Below are 18,556 nucleotides of genomic sequence, written 5' to 3' on the forward strand. Positions count from 1 at the left end.
GATCGCTGTTTGGGAATTTGAGGGGAGTGCGATCGCTGTTTGGGAAGTTGTAAGGAGTGCGATCGCTGTTGGGAATTTGAAGGGATGCGATCGCTTTTAGGAAGTTGGAGAGAGTGCGATCGCTCTTACTCTGTGTTCTCTGTGTCTCTGTGGTTCGTTAAAAAAGGGTATTGGGAGGTTGAGGGGGTGCGATAGCGAAGCGCTGACTTGTCAGTTCGCTGTTGGGAAGTTTAGGGAGTGCGATAGCGAAGCTGACCGAAGGTATCGCTCTTACTCTGTGTTCTCTGTGTCTCTGTGGTTCGTTAAAAAAGGGTATTGGGAGGTTGGAGGGGGTGCGATAGCGAAGCTGACCGAAGGTATCGCTTTTACTCTGTGTTCTCTGTGTCTCTGTGGTTCGTTAAAAAAGGGTATTGGGAGGTTGGAGGGGGTGCGATAGCGAAGCGCTGAGTTGTCAGTTCGCTATTTGGGGAGTTGAGGGGGTGCGATCACCTCCGGTGGGCGGTTACGCCATCGCTGTTTGGGAGTTCAGGAGGTGCGATAGCGCAAGCGCTGTTTCTTGGATGCCCGGAGGGCTTTTGTCAGTTTGCTATTTGGGAAGTTGAAGGGGTGGGATCACTCCGTAGGAATCGCTATAATATTTAAGCAGTAGCAAATGCAGTATATTTCCTTTCTTCAGGAGGGTGAAAGGCTAAAACAATATCAAGATTAGAAATACCTAACTTCATTAACTCATTAGCTATTCCCTCTTCAGTCCAATCTTCTTCTATCCAAATTTTATCATTTTTAATTCTGACATTAACTTGGATATTATTTGTTCTTTTTTTCCCATCCCAACCCAAAAAACCCCAAATATAGTGATGATTATTATCATCAAAAATCAAACAACTTTCATCAGTTAAATTTGCTGCACCAGAAACCCAGTTATGATATTCTGTGAGAACTTGTTTAATTGCTATTTGATATTGTTCTAGTTTATCCATTGTAATATTTCCTCTTTTTCTACATTAACTACAATCATCAAAATTTGATTTAATTGGACAATCTCTTTGATTGAATCTCTGGTAAAAAAGTTTTCGTATGTACTTTCTTTAATAGCTAAATAAATTGTATAGTCTGGTTCTGTGAGGTTAATTAAATTACGATATAAAATATATTGCCCTAAAGCGAGTTCAAAATCTCTCATGGGAGAAGGACTAAGAAAACTCTTGATTTCAACAACTATTTTGCGTCCATTTTGTTCGGCCGCAATCGGTTTTTCTGCGGATAAATCGGCAAACAATTCAGCATCTTTATACTTGATTTTATAAGGGTCATCCGTAATTGTCCAACCATCGTTAATTAAAGCGTTTTTAACGGCATCATGGTAAATATCTTTTGCTGGCATTGTTTTCTTGATAATATAATATTGAGTAAACACTAATTAATCTTAATAGTATAATTATATTATATACTCAGGTTTTAGCGAAGCACTCCGTAGGAATCGCTGTTTGGGGGGTTGAAGGGGTGCGATAGCGAAGCTCTGACTTGTCAGTTCGCTGTTTGGGAAGTTTAGGGAGTGCGATAGCGCAAGCGCTGTTTCTTGGATGCCCGGAGGGCTTTTGTCAGTTCGCTTTTGGGGGAGTTGAGGAGTGCGATCACCTACGGTGGGCGGGTAAGCCATCGCTCTTCTAATATGATTAAACAATACTCCGTGGATCAACAACTACAATAACCGAAAACCGTTTAAAATCATCAACATTAAATGTTAATAAATGTGTAATATTATGAGCTACCATAGCCGCAGCTAAACGTGCATCATGCACCTGTTTTCCCATCACTTGATGTTTAATAACCAGAGATTCCCACTCAGTAAAAATTTGTGGTGTATCCAATTCCAATACAAATATCTTTTTAAGTTTTTCGCTTTCTTCTTCAGCTTGAGTTATAGATAAACCTCAGCCATTTTTATCAAGAGATCTTGTCGCAACAGCCCAAAATTCAATTATATTTTGTGGAATAATACATAAAAAATTACCTTGCTTTTTGAGCGTTAAAATTGCCCTTTGAGTATCAAGGTGCATGGGACTATTTTTTTGTACCAAACGCAGTAAAATATTAGTATCTACCAGATATTTCATAACATTTCATCTTCTCTGGTATAAATAGTATCTCGACTAATAGCTGCATCTGAAAGTGGTGGTGCTAGAGCAAAAGTAGGACTATTGATTAAATTCATGAGTGCTGTTTCCCAATCTTCCTCAGTTGTTACTTGAGAGAAAGATATTTCTTCTTGATTTTTCAAATTATCTTCAATTAAAGATTCAAGATAAGATTCAATTGATAAACCTTGTTTAGAAGCTTGGGTAATCAGACGAGCTTCTATTTCTGGTTTCAATTGTAGCTGTATAGTTTTATGTTTTTTCATATTCTTAGATTCTAGTTAATTAATATCAAGTAAAACTGATGATTAATTTGATCTATTAACAGTATATCAGATTTAAACACCGAAGGTATTGCTTTTGGGGGGTTGAAGAAGTGCGATCTCTGTTTGGGAAGTTGAGGGGGTGCGATCGCCCTGACCGTGTATAGTATTTTTTAAGTAAAGGCTGATTATAGATGATTGTAGGCGATCGCTTTGTGATCAGTTCATTCTCTAAATTTCTCCCCATTCTCTAGCATCAATAAAAAGAGAAAGATGCTTTTTATTACTCGTGGCAATAATTACCTCATTTCCATAATTAGCAACTAAAATAGATTGAGCAGCTAAAATAACATCACCATCTAAAGCCTTATTATCGGCTGTAGATTTACCTTGATTTCTCACCTCAGCCCATAATTCTGCTGCTTTTAACATTACTTCTGTGGTAATAGGAAGATAAATAATTTCTGATTTTAGTTGATTCAGTTTTCTAATCCCTGATAACTTATTTGCTCTTAATAATTCCCGTCTAATTTCATAATCTATAATTTCTGGTAAAATTACTTCATAACCTCTTTCAAAAAGACTATAAAACCATTCTTGACATTGTAGAGCTAAAGGGTTCGCTTTAGGATTAGTAATTAATCCCACAGGTGCAGAATCTAAAACAATAACCTTACTCATTTTATTTTAAATTGAAATACCATTCATTGATTCAATAATTTCTAAATTTTCTTGTTGTTCTTGTTGATCATCTGATTCATTCCATGACTCGAATAATCTTTTAATATTAGTTTTTCTATGTTCTTTTTTAGTTGTATCACTTTCATTGATTTCATTAATGGCATTTTCCCAGTTTTTTAAGAATGACTGTTTCATCGTCACACTCTGACGAAATAACCGGACAATTTGTAATAATTCGGGTATGTATTCTTCTGGAGTATGTTCAATTTCTAGTAATAAATCATTGCGGGATTTTGCTGATGATTTAGCTGCAATGGATTGGTGATTGTTAATCATAAAATTCTAGATTTGATTATTTTTCTATATTATCAGTATATCAGATTTAAAAACTGAAGGTATCGCTGTTGGGAAGTTTAGGGAGTGCGATAGCGAAGCTGACCGTTCACGTAGTGTCTCCGATAGGAGAAGGTATCGCTCTTACTCTGTGTTCTCTGTGTCTCTGTGGTTCGTTAAAAAGAGATGTTTGGGAATTTGAGGGGAGTGCGATAGCGCAAGCACTGTTTCTTGGATGCCCGGAGGGCTTTTATCAGTTCGCTTTTTGGAGGGTGAGGGAGTGCGATCGCTCAACTTAAACCCCAAAAGCCAAAACCACATCTAACGCAGTGCGAATTTCTTCCCAATATTCATCTTCTAAAATCCCCACTAACCCCAAAACCCGACGATAATCTACAGAACGAATCTGAGCAACATCAATAAAACGATCTTTATCTAATCCATTAGTTGCTGTTGCTTTTACATTGACAATATAGGGAGCTTGCTTACTTCCTGGCCGAAATGGCATTACAATTGTTAATAATCCATATTGATTCATAATATCATTTTGAACTATTAAACAAGCACGGATTTTTTGTGCTTCTGCTCCCACAGTTGGGTCAAGATTTACCCAGCGAATTTCTCCCCGTTTATAAGTTAAATTACTCTCTGGCATTAATACCATCTCCAGCGACATTATCCCAAGCAGAAATCTCATTTTGATATTCTAAATCTTTCGCATCTTCTTGGAGTGCTGCAATTATTTCAGTCTCTAAAATTTTGCGTCTTTGTTCTGCTAATACTGCATTAATATAAGCACTACGATTACCTTTTGCTTGTTGATCAATAAATTGGAGAATGTCTTCTTCTAAAGTAATTGTGACTTTCATCATTATGTATGACTCATTCATCTTACCAGTTCATCATACCATTTTTTTTGACATTGCGTGAGGTAAAAAGAGATTTTAGGAAGTTGAGGAAGTGTGATAGCGCAAGCGCTGTTTCTTGGATGCCCGGAGGGCTTTTGTCAATTCGCTGTTGGGAAGTTGAGGAGTGCGATTTCTGCGGAGTGGTTTGCGATCTCACACAATAATAATTATAATTAGACAGGGAAGAAATCAGCATCTAAGATTTCATCAACAGAAAAAGGACACTCTTGAGGAAAAATAGACAAAGGAAGTCCAGTTTCAATCGCTGCTTCTTTGCGAGCGTGTTGGTAACAAGTATCAAAAACTTCGATATAATAGCTTTTTAAACTAAGACTATCTAAAAATGCTTCTTGCAATCTTTGACGATGTTCATAGATTGTATATAGCCAGCTATTAGAGCGGTTTTGGGGTTGAAATTTGTATTTAAGAAGGTGCATAATCAGCACTCTAAGATTACTTCTTAAAGAATTTTTCTCGTTTCTTCCCATACTTTCAATTTCTTCAATTAAATTTTCTAATTCTAATTCTGAAAAATTTTTACTTTTTAATAAATAAGCAGTTTTTTCTAACCACAAGTTATGATCTTGTGCATAAAGATTACTACCTTTAGTAACAGATTGATGGATCATAATCTTCTCCTGGTTTGATTGATTTGTACAGGTCAAGTTTTCCATTAACTACCAAATGAACCACAAAACCATTATCAATATTTCATTATGTTGATTTAATAAGGACGTTTTTTACTAATTTCCGTGCCTACAGTTGGATCTAAATTAACTAACCAGACTTCACCTCTATACATAAGTTTTACAAGTTATGTTAATTTTCATCTAGATAGTTATAAAAATCTTCTGAGTCTAAATCAGAGAAAACAGTTAATTCACCATTGGGTATATAATCTGCAATAGCTGTAATTGCTGCTAATGCTAATTGGTACTTTTGTTGTTCTTTTGTTAAAAATTCTTGTTGTTCATTAACCAATTGTAAAGCAAATTTAGCTATTTTTAAGCGTTCATTTATACTGAGTTTTGGCAAAGATTCAAGAATTACTTGCGTTTCCATATTAACTCAATCTCTCAATTGATTAACTATATCACAATTTAAGTAAGATATGTGTTCGGAGGGCTTTTGTCAGTTCGCTATTTGGGGAGTTGAAGGGGTGCGATCGCTCCACTAACGCTCAAAAACTTAAATTTTGTACAATTTGCTAAAAATTACCAATTACCAATTACCTATTACCTATTACCTGTTAGCCAAATATTGATACATTTCCCAACGGGCATTAACTTCAGCTTGTGCTTGTTCTAGCAATAACTTTGCAACTTCCGGTTTACTCTTCGTCAACATCTTAAATCGATTCTCTTGATACATTGACTTTTCTACCGATTCAGAAGGCGCTTTCATATCCAATTGTAAGGGATTTTTACCCTGTGTTTGTAATGCCGGATTATAGCGATATAACAACCATCTTCCTGCGTCTACTAAAGCCTTTTGCTGATGTAAACCGGTGGTCATATCAATACCGTGAGCAATACAATGACTGTAGGCAATAATCAATGATGGTCCATCAAAAGCTTCGGCTTCTAAAAATGCTTTGAGTGTATGTTCATCTCGCGCACCTAACGCCACACTCGCCACATAAACATTACCATAAGTCATCGCCATTAAACCTAAATCTTTCTTTGGTGCTGGTTTTCCACCAGTCGCATATTTCGCAACTGCGGCTTTGGGAGTTGCTTTAGAAGATTGCCCGCCTGTGTTAGAATAAACTTCTGTGTCCATAACTAGGATATTCACATTTTTACCACTAGCTAAGACATGATCAATTCCACCAAAGTCAATATCATAAGCCCAACCATCACCACCAACTATCCAAACGGTTTTTTTCACAAGATAGTCAGCGAGAGATTTGAGATTTTGGATTTTGGATTTTTGTAGAGAAGTTCCATGGAAGGTTTCTACATTATGCAGAATTTCATCTAGCTTTTGTTTGAGGGTTGCGACTCGTTCCCGTTGTTCCCAAATATCCGCTTCGTTGTTTTGTTCGGCTTTGAGAATACCATTAACCAAATTATCCCCTAACTCACCTCTGAATTGTTGCAGTAGTTCCTGTGCAAATTCCGTTTGTTTGTCCAGAGAAAGACGATAACCAAAACCAAATTCAGCGTTATCTTCAAATAAACTATTAGACCATGCTGGTCCCCGTCCGTCGCTGTTCTTAGTCCAAGGGGTCGTGGGGAGGTTTCCACCGTAGATAGAAGAACAACCGGTGGCGTTGGCAATCAGAGAGCGATCGCCAAATAATTGTGTTAATAATTTAAGGTAGGGAGTTTCTCCGCACCCAGCACAAGCACCAGAAAATTCAAACAACGGTTCTTGCAGTTGTTGTTGGCGAATTTGATTTAATTTCAACGTTTTCCGGTCAGGATTGGGTAAATTTAAAAAGAAATCCCAGTTTTCCCGTTCCTGTTCCCGTATTGGTAACTGCGGACTCATGTTAATCGCTTTTTTGGTCGCTTCTACCTTGTTTTTCGCTGGACACACATTTACACAAATACTGCAACCTGTACAATCTTCTGGTGCTACTTGAATGGTAAATTTCTGGTTAGCGAAATCTTTGTCTTTAGCGTTAGCAGACTTAAAACTTATCGGTGCATTCACCAATTCACCCGCTTGATAAGCCTTCCCACGAATTGCACTATGGGGACAAACCATCACACATTTACCACACTGAACGCAGACATCCCCATCCCATACCGGAATTTCTTCCGCAACATTGCGTTTTTCCCATTTTGCAGTTCCACTAGGGAAAGTTCCATCAGCAGGTAAGGCACTTACAGGTAAATCATCCCCTTCCCATAACATGATTTTACCTAAAACTTTCTCAACAAATTCGGGTTTGGGAATTGATAATTTGTTTTCTTCCCTATTACCTATTACCAATGACCGATTACTTACTTCATGCAAATTTTCTAGGGTATTATCTACCGCTTGTAAATTCATGCGGACGACTTCAGCGCCTTTTTTACCATAGGTCTTTTCTATGGCTTGTTTAATTTTGATAATTGCTTCTTTTTCTGGCAATACTCCAGCCAAAGTAAAGAAACACACCTGCATGATAGTATTAATTCTCCTACCCATACCACTATTTCGCGCCACTTGACTAGCGTTAATAGTGTAAACTTTCAAATTTTTGTCAATAATTTGCTGCTGGACATTTAACGGTAAATGTTGCCACACATCATCGGCATCATAAGGACTATTTAACAGCAAAGTTGCCCCAGATGTCGCAGCTTTTAAAATATCAATCTGTTCAATAAATCCCCAATGATGACAACCAATAAAATTAGCTTGGTTGATTAGGTAAGTTGAACGAATTTTTTCAGCCCCGAAACGCAGGTGAGAAACCGTCATTGATCCCGATTTTTTGGAATCATAAACAAAGTAACCTTGGGCGTTATTTTCTGTTCCTTCACCGATAATTTTAATAGAGTTTTTATTTGCACCAACTGTACCATCTGAACCCAAACCATAAAACATTGCGCGTACAACATTTTCCGGTTCTGTAGAGAAATTGGGGTTAAAATCTAAAGAAGTGAAACTAACATCATCATGAATACCGACGGTAAAATGATTTTTCGGTGCAGTCTTGTGAAGATGATCATAAATTCCCTTCACCATTGCAGGTGTAAATTCTTTGGAAGACAGTCCATATCTACCACCCACAATTTTAGGAAATGTAGTTTTTTTCCATCCTTCATAAATAGCTGTCACCACATCTAAATATAATGGTTCGCCAGCACTTCCTGGTTCTTTAGTTCTATCAAGAACAGCTATAAATTTGACACTATTCGGTAAGGCTTCTACAAATCTGGCAACATCAAAAGGGCGATAAAGTCGTACTTTAATCACTCCTACTTTTTCCCCTTGACTGTTAAGATAATCTACCGTTTCATGTACCGTTTCACAACCAGAACCCATAATCACAATTACTCGTTCTGCATCTGGTACACCATGATATTCATAAAGTTTATAATATCTGCCTGTTCTTTCTCCAAATTTATCCATAATCTTTTGGACAATATCTGGACAGGCATGATAATAAGGATTTACACCTTCACGAGATTGAAAATAAACGTCGGGGTTTTGGGCTGTTCCTCGTAATACTGGTCTATCTGGTGTTAAGCACCTTTGACGATGAGCAAATATGAGAGATTGAGGAATTAAAGCTTGTAAATCTTCATCTGATAATAATTCAACTTTCTGTACTTCGTGGGAAGTTCTAAACCCATCAAAAAAGTGCATAAATGGCACTCTTGCTTCTAAAGTTGCAGCATGAGAAATCAGTGCAAAATCTTGACTTTCCTGCACAGAAGCCGAACACAAAAAAGCGAAACCAGTAGCCCTAGCAGCCATCACATCACTATGATCACCGAAAATAGATAAAGCGTGTGTAGCTAAAGAACGTGCTGCAACATGAACAACCGCACTCGTTAATTCTCCAGCTATTTTGTAGAGATTAGGAATCATTAATAATAATCCCTGAGAAGCGGTGAAAGTTGTACTTAATGCACCTGTTTGTAATGCACCATGTACCGCAGCAACAGCCCCTCCTTCACTTTGCATTTGGGTGACACTGGGAACAGTACCCCAAAGATTCGGTTTATTTTCTGACATCCAAGCATCAGCCCATTCTCCCATTGCTGAGGATGGAGTAATAGGATAAATCGCAATTACTTCATTCAATTTATATGCTACACGCGCAACCGCTTCATTACCATCAATAGTAGCAAAAGATTTGTTCATGATTGTTCTACCTGTGTCTTTTCTGGTTGGTTCAATTTTTTCTGGAGGGTGCTTCAGATTAATAAGTAATAGTGCAAAAAGATAAGCATTAAAAATAACTACCATTAGTAAGTTAATTTGTGATATTTTCTACAGTTTTATTAATTCAAAATTTTCAATTATGAATTATTTTGAGTTCTAACCAATATTTTAGATATTATCATCTTTGTTTTTATCATCTATCTATTAGATATTAATAATGTACTCAAAAAAAATAATCAAGTATTCATAAGTATTTCAGGTTGTTTTTGTTTTCCAAATAGGGTAGAGGTTCGGGTGAGTTTAGATTAACGAATATGAATAGATTGATTTTGTTTGGGTGGAGAAGACGGACGCTGAGGTGTTTGATTTCTTATTAAGAGTAAAGGAATACTAAGCAAACCAAAAAGTATAACTGCTCCAGTCATAATCAAAACTGGTAAACGTTTAGGTCGATAATCACCTTGTTCAATTTGCCAGAAAACTTGATTATATCTCCATGCTGCTAAACCAATGGTAATAATACCAAATATTACTAAAAAGATTCCTAAATTTTCAGAATTAATTAAGGGGTTTACAGTAGTTTCTTGTTGTGTAATAGCCACATTAATTTGACGTAAAAATAAACCAAATCTAGCGATCGCAAAACCAAAGCCAATTAATGCAATAGAAGTACGCAACCAAGCCAAAAAAGTTCGCTCGTTTGCTTGATGTTCTCTTATACGGTCTATATTAGGCAATTTACTACTCATAAAATAAAATTTGTTTATCTGTTATTTGCCATTTTGTAAAGCTTGCTTGTGACACTATTCAAATAGGCATTTCCTGAATTTATAAATGTCTTGGGAAACTGTATATTACTGATTAAAAGATGCCAATGTGGCTAAACTGAACCATAAACAACAGTATTATTTTGTCTAGGGACAAGAGCGTTTTATAGACCTTTAGTGAAGTAAATAATATCAAGGGTTAGTCATGAACTACCAAATTTCTTCGGGACATAAAAATTGTCATAGCACGATTACTCCAGAGCAATTCCACCAACTAATTGAAGCTATTAGTAATGGTAGATATTCTTGGGCTTGCGTACTAATTTTAAAGTTTATAGGTTATAATCCTCTGCATTATATCCCCCAACGCACTTACAGCCGTTTAATTAAAGAGAACAATCGCTTTTTTAATTCTTCGGCACATAACTAAGACTTACCCACGGGATAGGAAATATCAGGGGTTGAAATTGCTAGGGAAGCAATACTTCTCAATTAAGGAGTAGAGACGTTCCGTGGAACGTCTCTACATGGTTTTTCGGCTCACAAATTTGCTTAACCGAACAGTATTGACTCCACTTCTCCCTGTTAGCTGTTACCTTAATGTTCAAGTATGTCATTTAAGTTTTGCAATAATTCCTTAGCTGTGTAGGGTTTTGATAAAACTCCCTGTACTTTAATATCGCCTTTAGAAGTTAATAAATCGGTGAGATTTAATCCACTGCAAGCTATAATTTTCACTTGAGGATTGATTTTTTGTAAAGTGCGAATGGCTATAACGCCATCCATTTCTGGCATGATCATATCCATGATCACCGCGCTGATGTTATGTTTGTGTTGGGCATACATAGCGATCGCTTCTATTCCATTATTAGCGAAGATGGTTCGGTAGTTGTGTCCTTCTAAAATTATTTTTGTGACATTACAAATTTGAATTTCATCATCTACCACTAAAATCAATTCTCCTTGACCTTGGAGCATTTCTAAGTTGTCGATTTCTATAGTTTGGGTTGCTTCGATAGATGGTAAAAATATCTCAAATTTGCTGCCTTGACCCACCTTACTAGAAACTTTTACAAAACCATGATGCTCTTTGAGAATACCATCTACCATTGACAACCCCAATCCTGTTCCAGATCCCACTTCTTTGGTAGTAAAAAATGGCTCGAAAATTCTCTCTAATATTTTTGGAGACATCCCAATTCCGGTATCTGTAATAGTAATTAGAATGTAATTTCCAACTTTGGCATCGAGATTCATGCGGATATAAGCTTGATCAATAAAGATATTTTTAGCCGAAATGATCAAATTTCCTCCTGTTGGCATAGCATCTCGAGCATTAACTACTAAATTCATTAATACTTGATGGATTTGAGTTACATCCCCGGAAATAGCCCAGAGGTCGTCTGCTATTTCTGTTGTAAATTCGATAGATTTGGGAAATGTTTGTTTAGCAAATTCCATCACTTCCATAATCAAGTGTTTAACTTGAATGATGGAACGCTCTCCTTTTAATCCCCGTGCAAAGGATAAAACTTGTTTAACTAAAGCTGCACCTCGTTTAGCGTTGCTTTCAATCATTGTCAGCATTTCCTGATGAAGCTCTTGGCTTTGGTTGTATCTACCTTTCAAGACTTGGGCTGATCCTAAGATTGGTGTTAATATATTATTCAAATCGTGGGCAATCCCACCAGCTAAAGTACCAATACTCTCTATTCTCTGGGAGCGTAAAAGCTGTTGTTGGAGTTGTTTGGTTTCTGTAATGTCACTGTCTACGGTTAGAATAGATTTGGGTTCTCCATTAGGATGAAACATCAATGTACAGTTACTTTCAACAATTAATTCTTTGCCGCATTTAGTGAGTCTATTTAATTCACCTTGCCAAGTACCATACTTGATAACTGCGCTGAGTGCTTCTGCTTCTTGTTGAAGCGAAATTGGCGATTGAATAAGTTCTCTAATATTTTTCCCTATTACTTCCTGATTTTGCCAACCGTATATTTTCTCGGCAGCTTGATTCCAAAATAAGATTCTATTTTCAAAGTCTCGAACAAAAATTGCATCGGTAACAATATCTAAGAGGGCAGCTTGTTCATAAATTTTCTCCTGTGCCTGTTTGCGATCGCTAATATCAGAAAAGGATATAACTACTGCATAGGGACTGGGTTGATTTTCATAAAATAGCGGCTGAGAATTTACGGAAATCCAGACCAATTGGCCATTTGGGTTGTAAATTCCCATCACTACATTAGAACATGATTGACCTGTGCGTAAGGTAAATATTGCTGGAAAATCATCTTGCAAAAAAACATGACCGTTTTCATCAACAATTTGCCAATTTTCGTGATAGTAATTGTGTCCAATCATCTGCTCACTGGTCAAGCCAAGAATTTCTTCAGCAGTAAAATTACAAGTAATGATAGTACCATCAGCTTGAAATACCAAAATCCCCTCTGCCATGGCGGATACTACTGAGCGATAGCGTTCTTCGCTTTCTTGCAACGCTGCTTCCCCTTGTTTACGTTCAGATATATCTCTAGTTGTACCAATCATCCGCACTGCTTGGCCGGTTTTATCGTAATAGGCTTTTCCTTTACTGTTTAACCAATGTATATTACCATCAGTCCAAATCACTCGATATTCGCAGGTAAATTCACTTCTTGTTTCAATGGTGGAATTAACAGTTTTAATAAAATTCTCTCGATCTTCAGGATGAATTAAATTAACTAAATCGTCAATTTTAGGAGATAATGTACCCATGGGTAAACCATACAATGGACTCATATTAGGAGACCAGAGTGTATTATTATTCAACAAATCCCAATCCCATATACCCATCTGGGCAGATTCTAAGGCTAAAGTCAGTCGCGCTTCACTTTCCCGCAGCAGTTCTTCTGCCTGTTTCCGTTCACTAATATCTTCAGCAATGCCACCATAACAGTAAACTTCTTGCTCTTCATTGTAGATGGGAAAAGTTCTAGACCAGACCCAGCGAATTGATCCATCAGGTCTGACAATTCTATATTCTTGATCTGTGGGCTGGTGATTGCGATGAGATTCATTTAATTTTCCTAGTATGCGATCGCGATCTTCTATATGAACTGCTTCTCCCCAGGAATTAATATTTTCCTTTAATTCTTGGGAAGAACGACCCCAAATTGTCTCGTAGGCAGGATTAATATAGAACTCTATATCGGGATTATCTAGGGGACAAATCCAAATTAATGAATACGTGTTTTCAGCAAATTTACGAAACCTTCCTTCGCTATTGCGGAATGACTGTTCTACCTGCTCCCGTTCTCTAATTTCTGCTTGCAATAATTCATTAGCAGTTACTAATTCTTTTGTCCTAATTAATACCCGTTTTTCCAATTCTTCACTTGCTTGGATTAATGCTGCTTCTGTTTGTTTACGCTTGCTAATGTTAAATATTAACCAACGCCAACCTTTTGTTTGACCTTGGGTATCGTAGACTGGTGCTACTCTGACTCTAGCAGGAAAGGCTGGGTTTTTTCGTGGTTGGAGACAAAGTTCCCACTCTTCTAACTGATGTAAATTTTTCAGCCGACACCTAAAACTATCACGGTCTTGTTCAGCAATAAAAACCGCTAATTGTTTCCCTATTAAATATATTTGCTCTATGGCTAATAATGAAGCTGCTGCAAGATTAACTTCTTGAATAATTCCTGATATGTTAGTTACTAAATAGCCATCAGGTGCAAATTCAAATAAATCCTGGTATCGCTGACGCTCTAATTCTATAGTCTCATTGGCAAAGGCAAGTTTTTCGATTTGTTGACGCAGTTCTTCTTCGGTAGTTTGCAGTTCTTCTAGGGTTAGATGCAGTTCTTGGTTAACTTGCATCTCTTGAAACCCTTGTTCATTCATCCATTGTTGTAAATAATTTTTAATCTCTTCTCTTACTGGTTCTATTTGCTGATTGATTTGATTAATTTCATTTTTTGGTTGTTGTAAACATTCTTTTAAGGCTTCTGCTGTCCCCATTAATTTCACTAAATCTAAGGTTCGCAATAAGCTAGTTTCGCTAACTATTCCTAGTATTTGTCCTTGAGTATCCACAATTGGTAAATGGTGAATTTGATGTTGCTGCAAAAGAGACAAGGCTCTAAAAATATCTTGCGAATCTACTAGGGTGAGGGTAATAGGTTTTGGTGTCATTACCTCTGCTATTTTTGTTTTAGATAAATCTAGCCCCAATGCTGTTATTTTCAGAATATCTTTGCTTGTCAAGATCCCTAACAGATGTGTTTCTTCTACAACTAAAACACAGCTATTTACTTTGTGAAACTCTGTATTAAATAGTAATGATTCTTGACAATTAGCTAGTTGAAAGTGATTGCTTTCTTCTTGATTCATCAAGATAATAGCATCGACTAGGTAACTATCAGGGTTAATCTTTAAAGGACTATGATCGATTACTTGATCTAACTTCATTAAGTTAATACTGGTAAAAAAAGCCAATCAATTATTTTCAGCAGGTCTAAATATAAGCCTAATATAATATCTATTGTTTGTCTTTTGGTCTTAGGCTTGTCATCATACTATTAAATCTGATCAGAAAATACAGTAACTTTACTTAAAATCTTATTCATTATTTTATACATGAGGTTGAATTATAATCCAATGGTAAAACCTAGAGAATAAAAGGCTTATTAGGACTATCATCTGATATATATTCGTTATGAAAGTTGTTTTTTCTTAATAAAAATACAATCAGAGCGATCGCCCTTTTGAGAACTACATTTTTTAATACAAGTACAAAAAGAGCGATCGCTTTACTGAAACAAGACTTTATTCTGAGTGACTACAGTATTTATTTAGCTGATCTCCTAAGATATCTGATTGTTTACCAGTGGTTTTGGCTGCTGGTGTTAGTGCTGAGTCAATTTCTGTCCTAGCTTTTTGAATTTTTATTCTACCAGATGGAGAGGCTTCTGCGGTTTTGACTGTATTAAGCGCTTGAGAAGCTTTAGCAATAGATTGACTAAGAGACTCAAATACCTTCACAAATTTGTTTTGAAATTCTTGCAGTTTTGGATCTGTTAATTTCAATTCTTCAATAGATTTAGTCACAGTTTGTAAGTCCTTTGATAATTGTAAGCTAGTTGTTACCTGCTTACCTTTATTGTTATCAATTAAAGATGTTCCTTCGTTGACTACTTGAATCAATCGTTGACATTGAGTAACTTTATTCTCGCTACAACCAGCAACTAACAAAGCAATACTCAAACTGACAGTCGCAATAATTTTATAGTTACTTGAGAAAAACATTAACATTTCAACAGCAGTTAAATTCCATTAATATTAACCAATAATGGAACTATTTTTCTGTAAGTCATAAACTATAGGATTCCTAAATTATTTCTAAATAAATCTAAGTATTGTAGGTAGGGCTATGCCTTACAAAACCCGCAGATTGTGGGCAATACCCATCCTACGTGTATGTTTAAAAATCAAATAGGAGTCCTATAAGTAGGTCGGTGTTAAAAATATCTCACCTCTGGGTTATTAGTAAAAACACTGTTTGGAATAAACCTACTACTACACCTAAAATACCTCCTAATGCTACTATTGCTTGTAATTCATTTTTAACAATTCCCTCAATTGCTGCTTCTAAATCTGCCGGTGAAGTTGATTTCACTCGTTCTACAATTACTTTATCTATAGATAAAATGGGAATAATTTGAGCAACTATTACTTCTAAGTCTCTTTCCAAATACTTGTCTAATATTAAGGCCAGTTCTTGAGAAACAACTACTAAGGAACTGGTAACTACAGGAGATTGACTCAATCGGTTTAATAGCAATACAGCAATATTTTCCCAATCTGCTGATGCGGTTAATCCCTCAATTAAGTCGCTACCACTGGTTTGTAAATATTCGCGCACACTCTCTCTGGTTGTTTTTCGTAGTTGACGGACTGTACCAATTGGTAGGTTTTGTAAAGATAGATTTTGCAGAATTTTTTTCAAGCGATCGCGCATTTGTAGCACTTGAATTAATTCTTGTAATCGCTCATTAGTAGCCTCTTTCTCATCTAAACAAAATGTCCGTAAGCGAGTCAGAGTATTCCTTAAACCAAACAAATTAGCAACTACCCAGTAAGTTCCACTGGTCTTTTCCCGAAAGCTTTCATCAATAATTTGAATTGTCCGATCTGTTAAAAAATCGACTATCACCTGTCTCAATACATCCGGTGGTAAAACTACCTGTAACAACCAATCAGCCATGCGGGTGGCTTGTTCTTCACTCAGTTGAAATTCTAGTAGAACTTTATCAAAAATTTGGTTAATTTGTGCTTCTAAAAAGTTCTCTTGTCGCGCTAATACTTTCAGTAATCGGGGTAAGGATTCACCTAACAAATCCCGCAATATACCCGCTACAACTTTCGCACTTTTTTGGTTTTTATCACCTTGAATTTGTTCGATCGCTAGTTGTAATAACCAAAGAATACCTCCTTCTACTCGTTCAGTTTCCAGGAGTCTGCGCGCCAGTTTTTGTAATTCGTCTGGCGTTAGTAAGGACCCCATGATCGTATCAGAAATATTTTGTGCTAAACGTTCCTGGTTGTGGGGAATTAATCCAGGAGTAAATGGTATTCTTCGTCCCAAGATATAAATAGCCCGGTAGGGACGAAACAGCATTTTGATGGCTATATCGTTGGTAAAATAGCCAATAATTCCACCCAGGATCGGGGGTAAGATATAAAGTAAAAGATGAGTCCAATCCACAGTATTTTGGATTAGGGAATAAGGAATAGGTAATAGGTTTTTCTCAATTATTTCTCAATTATAATTTACGAATTACGAATTACCAACACTCCCATCATACCGTTAGCAATGGGGTAATGGGTGACATTTGTAAAACCAACTTGATTAGCTAGTTTTATTTGCTCACTACCCATGGGGAATCGATCTAAGCTGGGACTGATATAAGCATATTCTTCTTTGACACCTAAACTTGTGGCGACTGGGACGACGCAGTGATCTAAATACCACTGTTGTAAGGCGCGTAACTGCCTGTTATTAGGTCGATGAAAGTCTAAAATTGCTGCTGTCGCACCGGGTTTGAGGACTCGCTTTAATTCTTGTAAACTTCCGGGAATATCTTTAACATTTCTTAATCCATAACCCATTGTGGCTGCGTCAAATTGGTGATTTTCAAAGGGTAAATTTAACACGTCTGCTTCTACCCAAGTGATCGGTTGGGGGGGATATTGGCTTTGGCTGCGTTGTTGGGCTGTTTTGAGCAGGTTGGGAGAAAAATCTACTCCATACACCTTGCCTGTTGCTCCTACCCGTCGTCCTAATCTAAAGCTTAAATCACCACTACCACAACATAAATCTAAACAGGTGTCTCCTGGTTTAGCCGCGCTCCATTTGACTGTCATTTCTTTCCAAATCCGGTGTTGTCCTAAACTTAGCCAATCGTTTAGTTGGTCATAGACTGGAGCAATACGGTCAAAGATGGCGCGAATTTCGTTACTCATTAGTTTTATTGTAGCTATTACTGGCTAGAGCGATCGCTACTAATTCTACTGATAGGTGAATGAGTTTAATTTCATCTTCTCCTAAGTTACAGGGATGATCCCACTGTAGGGATAATACACCCAGAACTGTTTCCCGATATTTAATGGGGATGACTAAATGCGCTTGTGTACCTGTTGCTTGGTAGTAGTCTAGACTGGATAATGTGGGATCTTTGGGTATATTTAAGCAGCTTTGCATTTCCCGGGTAGCGATCGCTTGAGTCGTCAATGGATCTTGGCTTAGGGAATTTTCTACAGCCCCTAAATCACCGTAAGTCCCTTTACTTTCTATGAGGTTTCCTGCTTCCACTAGCTGCACAATACAACCATCGGCTGCCAATGTTTCACAAAATGCCTTAGCTATGGGAATGAGTGTATCATTTAAGTGAGAAGTTGCTTGGCTGACATTGACTAAAACCGTCAACAGTTGCATTTGGATATGGGCGCGACGCAGTTCTTCTGTTCTTTGCTTGAGTACATCGTAAGTCTCTGCGGCTCTTTGTACGACTCCTCTTAATTCTTCTGGGTCCCAGGGTTTGGTAATATATTTGTACACCTGTCCGGCGTTGATTGCTTCTACCAAGTCTTCAATATCAGTAAACCCAGTGAGAATAATTCTCACTGTATCGGGAAATTGGGGTACAGTCTTACTGAGAAATTCAGTTCCTTTCATTTCTGGCATTCGCTGATCAGAAATAATTACTGCCACTTCTCCTTCTACGTCCAACTTTTCCAAGGCGTGTACTCCACTATCAGCTTTTAATACCTGAAAGTCGCGACGGAAGGTACGATAAAGCAGATCTAGATTGTCTGGTTCATCATCTACTACTAAAATTCTCAGTTTTTTAGAGCGTTCAGTGGTCATTGGGACAGATTTATTGGTTGCTAATTGGGATATTTTCATAAAAATACTGCTTTGTTCTACGCATTAATTTGTTATATATAATACTAATATCCATGGACAAGCCAGGTTTTGGCGGCATGAATCAACTAATATTCTAATATGACCGGAGATTAATTTCGTAAAGACCTTTAAAGATTACAATAATAATATATTAAGTAGGTAAACAGCAAAAAACCCGAATATGTAACGA

At 37.0% G+C, this 18,556-nt stretch carries 20 protein-coding genes; 1 reads left to right on the top strand and 19 read right to left on the bottom strand.

What is annotated here, in order from left to right:
• Positions 1-638 precede the first annotated feature (638 nt).
• From VB711_RS10095 to VB711_RS10160, 14 genes are all read right to left on the bottom strand, one after another.
• Complete coding sequence (locus VB711_RS10095; protein WP_323285782.1) at positions 639-980, bottom strand: XisI protein; 342 nt, start codon at positions 978-980, stop codon at positions 639-641.
• Entirely contained in the window at positions 968-1,384 is a 417-nt protein-coding gene (locus tag VB711_RS10100) for a XisH family protein (RefSeq protein WP_323285783.1), read from the bottom strand. The genes VB711_RS10095 and VB711_RS10100 overlap by 13 nt, the downstream gene beginning before the upstream one ends.
• Before the next feature lie 292 nt (positions 1,385-1,676).
• Positions 1,677-1,871 carry a hypothetical protein gene (locus VB711_RS10105; protein WP_323285785.1) on the bottom strand — a complete coding sequence of 65 codons (195 nt, stop codon included), beginning with the start codon at positions 1,869-1,871 and terminating at the stop codon, positions 1,677-1,679.
• A 63-nt stretch (positions 1,872-1,934) separates the two neighbouring features.
• Positions 1,935-2,117 (bottom strand): hypothetical protein, encoded by a 183-nt coding sequence (locus VB711_RS10110; protein ID WP_323285786.1) that lies wholly within the window; start codon positions 2,115-2,117, stop codon positions 1,935-1,937.
• On the bottom strand, positions 2,114-2,404 hold the full coding sequence (locus VB711_RS10115; RefSeq protein ID WP_323285787.1) for a hypothetical protein: 291 nt from the start codon (positions 2,402-2,404) through the stop codon (positions 2,114-2,116). Before VB711_RS10115 ends, VB711_RS10110 begins: the two co-directional genes overlap by 4 nt.
• A 228-nt stretch (positions 2,405-2,632) precedes the next feature.
• Positions 2,633-3,082: a nucleic acid-binding protein gene (locus VB711_RS10120; protein WP_323285788.1), complete on the bottom strand. Its 450-nt coding sequence runs from the start codon at positions 3,080-3,082 to the stop codon at positions 2,633-2,635.
• A gap of 6 nt (positions 3,083-3,088) precedes the next feature.
• Positions 3,089-3,418 carry a hypothetical protein gene (locus tag VB711_RS10125; RefSeq protein ID WP_323285789.1) on the bottom strand — a complete coding sequence of 110 codons (330 nt, stop codon included), beginning with the start codon at positions 3,416-3,418 and terminating at the stop codon, positions 3,089-3,091.
• Between the two features lie 292 nt (positions 3,419-3,710).
• Positions 3,711-4,070: a type II toxin-antitoxin system PemK/MazF family toxin gene (locus VB711_RS10130; protein WP_323285790.1), complete on the bottom strand. Its 360-nt coding sequence runs from the start codon at positions 4,068-4,070 to the stop codon at positions 3,711-3,713.
• Positions 4,057-4,305, bottom strand: a complete 249-nt coding sequence (locus VB711_RS10135; RefSeq protein WP_416233573.1) for a CopG family transcriptional regulator — start codon at positions 4,303-4,305, stop codon at positions 4,057-4,059. The genes VB711_RS10130 and VB711_RS10135 overlap by 14 nt, the downstream gene beginning before the upstream one ends.
• Positions 4,306-4,496: 191 nt before the next feature.
• Positions 4,497-4,952, bottom strand: a complete 456-nt coding sequence (locus VB711_RS10140) for a DUF29 domain-containing protein (RefSeq protein ID WP_323285792.1) — start codon at positions 4,950-4,952, stop codon at positions 4,497-4,499.
• A gap of 95 nt (positions 4,953-5,047) precedes the next feature.
• Positions 5,048-5,125: a type II toxin-antitoxin system PemK/MazF family toxin gene (locus tag VB711_RS10145; protein ID WP_323285870.1), complete on the bottom strand. Its 78-nt coding sequence runs from the start codon at positions 5,123-5,125 to the stop codon at positions 5,048-5,050.
• A gap of 17 nt (positions 5,126-5,142) precedes the next feature.
• Positions 5,143-5,385 (bottom strand): hypothetical protein, encoded by a 243-nt coding sequence (locus VB711_RS10150; protein WP_323285793.1) that lies wholly within the window; start codon positions 5,383-5,385, stop codon positions 5,143-5,145.
• Between the two features lie 180 nt (positions 5,386-5,565).
• Positions 5,566-9,129, bottom strand: coding sequence for a pyruvate:ferredoxin (flavodoxin) oxidoreductase (nifJ, locus tag VB711_RS10155; protein ID WP_323285795.1), 3,564 nt, complete (start codon positions 9,127-9,129; stop codon positions 5,566-5,568).
• 326 nt (positions 9,130-9,455) lie between these two features.
• Entirely contained in the window at positions 9,456-9,899 is a 444-nt protein-coding gene (locus VB711_RS10160) for a YidH family protein (protein WP_323285796.1), read from the bottom strand.
• Between the two features lie 223 nt (positions 9,900-10,122).
• On the opposite strand from VB711_RS10160, the gene VB711_RS10165 reads away from it, so the two are divergent.
• Positions 10,123-10,347: a HetP family heterocyst commitment protein gene (locus tag VB711_RS10165; RefSeq protein ID WP_323285797.1), complete on the top strand. Its 225-nt coding sequence runs from the start codon at positions 10,123-10,125 to the stop codon at positions 10,345-10,347.
• 167 nt (positions 10,348-10,514) lie between these two features.
• Here the strand turns inward: VB711_RS10165 and VB711_RS10170 are convergent, their stop codons facing one another.
• The 5 genes from VB711_RS10170 to VB711_RS10190 all read right to left on the bottom strand — a co-directional run bounded on the left by VB711_RS10170 (position 10,515) and on the right by VB711_RS10190 (position 18,366).
• Positions 10,515-14,369, bottom strand: a complete 3,855-nt coding sequence (locus tag VB711_RS10170) for a PAS domain S-box protein (protein ID WP_323285798.1) — start codon at positions 14,367-14,369, stop codon at positions 10,515-10,517.
• A 357-nt stretch (positions 14,370-14,726) separates the two neighbouring features.
• The gene (locus VB711_RS10175) at positions 14,727-15,212 is read right to left on the bottom strand and encodes a hypothetical protein (protein WP_323285799.1); all 486 of its coding nucleotides are present in this window, start codon (positions 15,210-15,212) and stop codon (positions 14,727-14,729) included.
• 217 nt (positions 15,213-15,429) lie between these two features.
• Complete coding sequence (locus VB711_RS10180; protein WP_323285800.1) at positions 15,430-16,665, bottom strand: DUF445 domain-containing protein; 1,236 nt, start codon at positions 16,663-16,665, stop codon at positions 15,430-15,432.
• A gap of 65 nt (positions 16,666-16,730) precedes the next feature.
• On the bottom strand, positions 16,731-17,423 hold the full coding sequence (ubiE, locus tag VB711_RS10185) for a bifunctional demethylmenaquinone methyltransferase/2-methoxy-6-polyprenyl-1,4-benzoquinol methylase UbiE (protein ID WP_323285801.1): 693 nt from the start codon (positions 17,421-17,423) through the stop codon (positions 16,731-16,733).
• Positions 17,416-18,366: a response regulator gene (locus VB711_RS10190; protein ID WP_323285802.1), complete on the bottom strand. Its 951-nt coding sequence runs from the start codon at positions 18,364-18,366 to the stop codon at positions 17,416-17,418. The genes ubiE and VB711_RS10190 overlap by 8 nt, the downstream gene beginning before the upstream one ends.
• Between the last annotated feature and the right edge of the window lie 190 nt (positions 18,367-18,556).

It is taken from the genome of Cronbergia sp. UHCC 0137, from assembly GCF_034932285.1.
Lineage (GTDB): Bacteria > Cyanobacteriota > Cyanobacteriia > Cyanobacteriales > Nostocaceae > Cronbergia.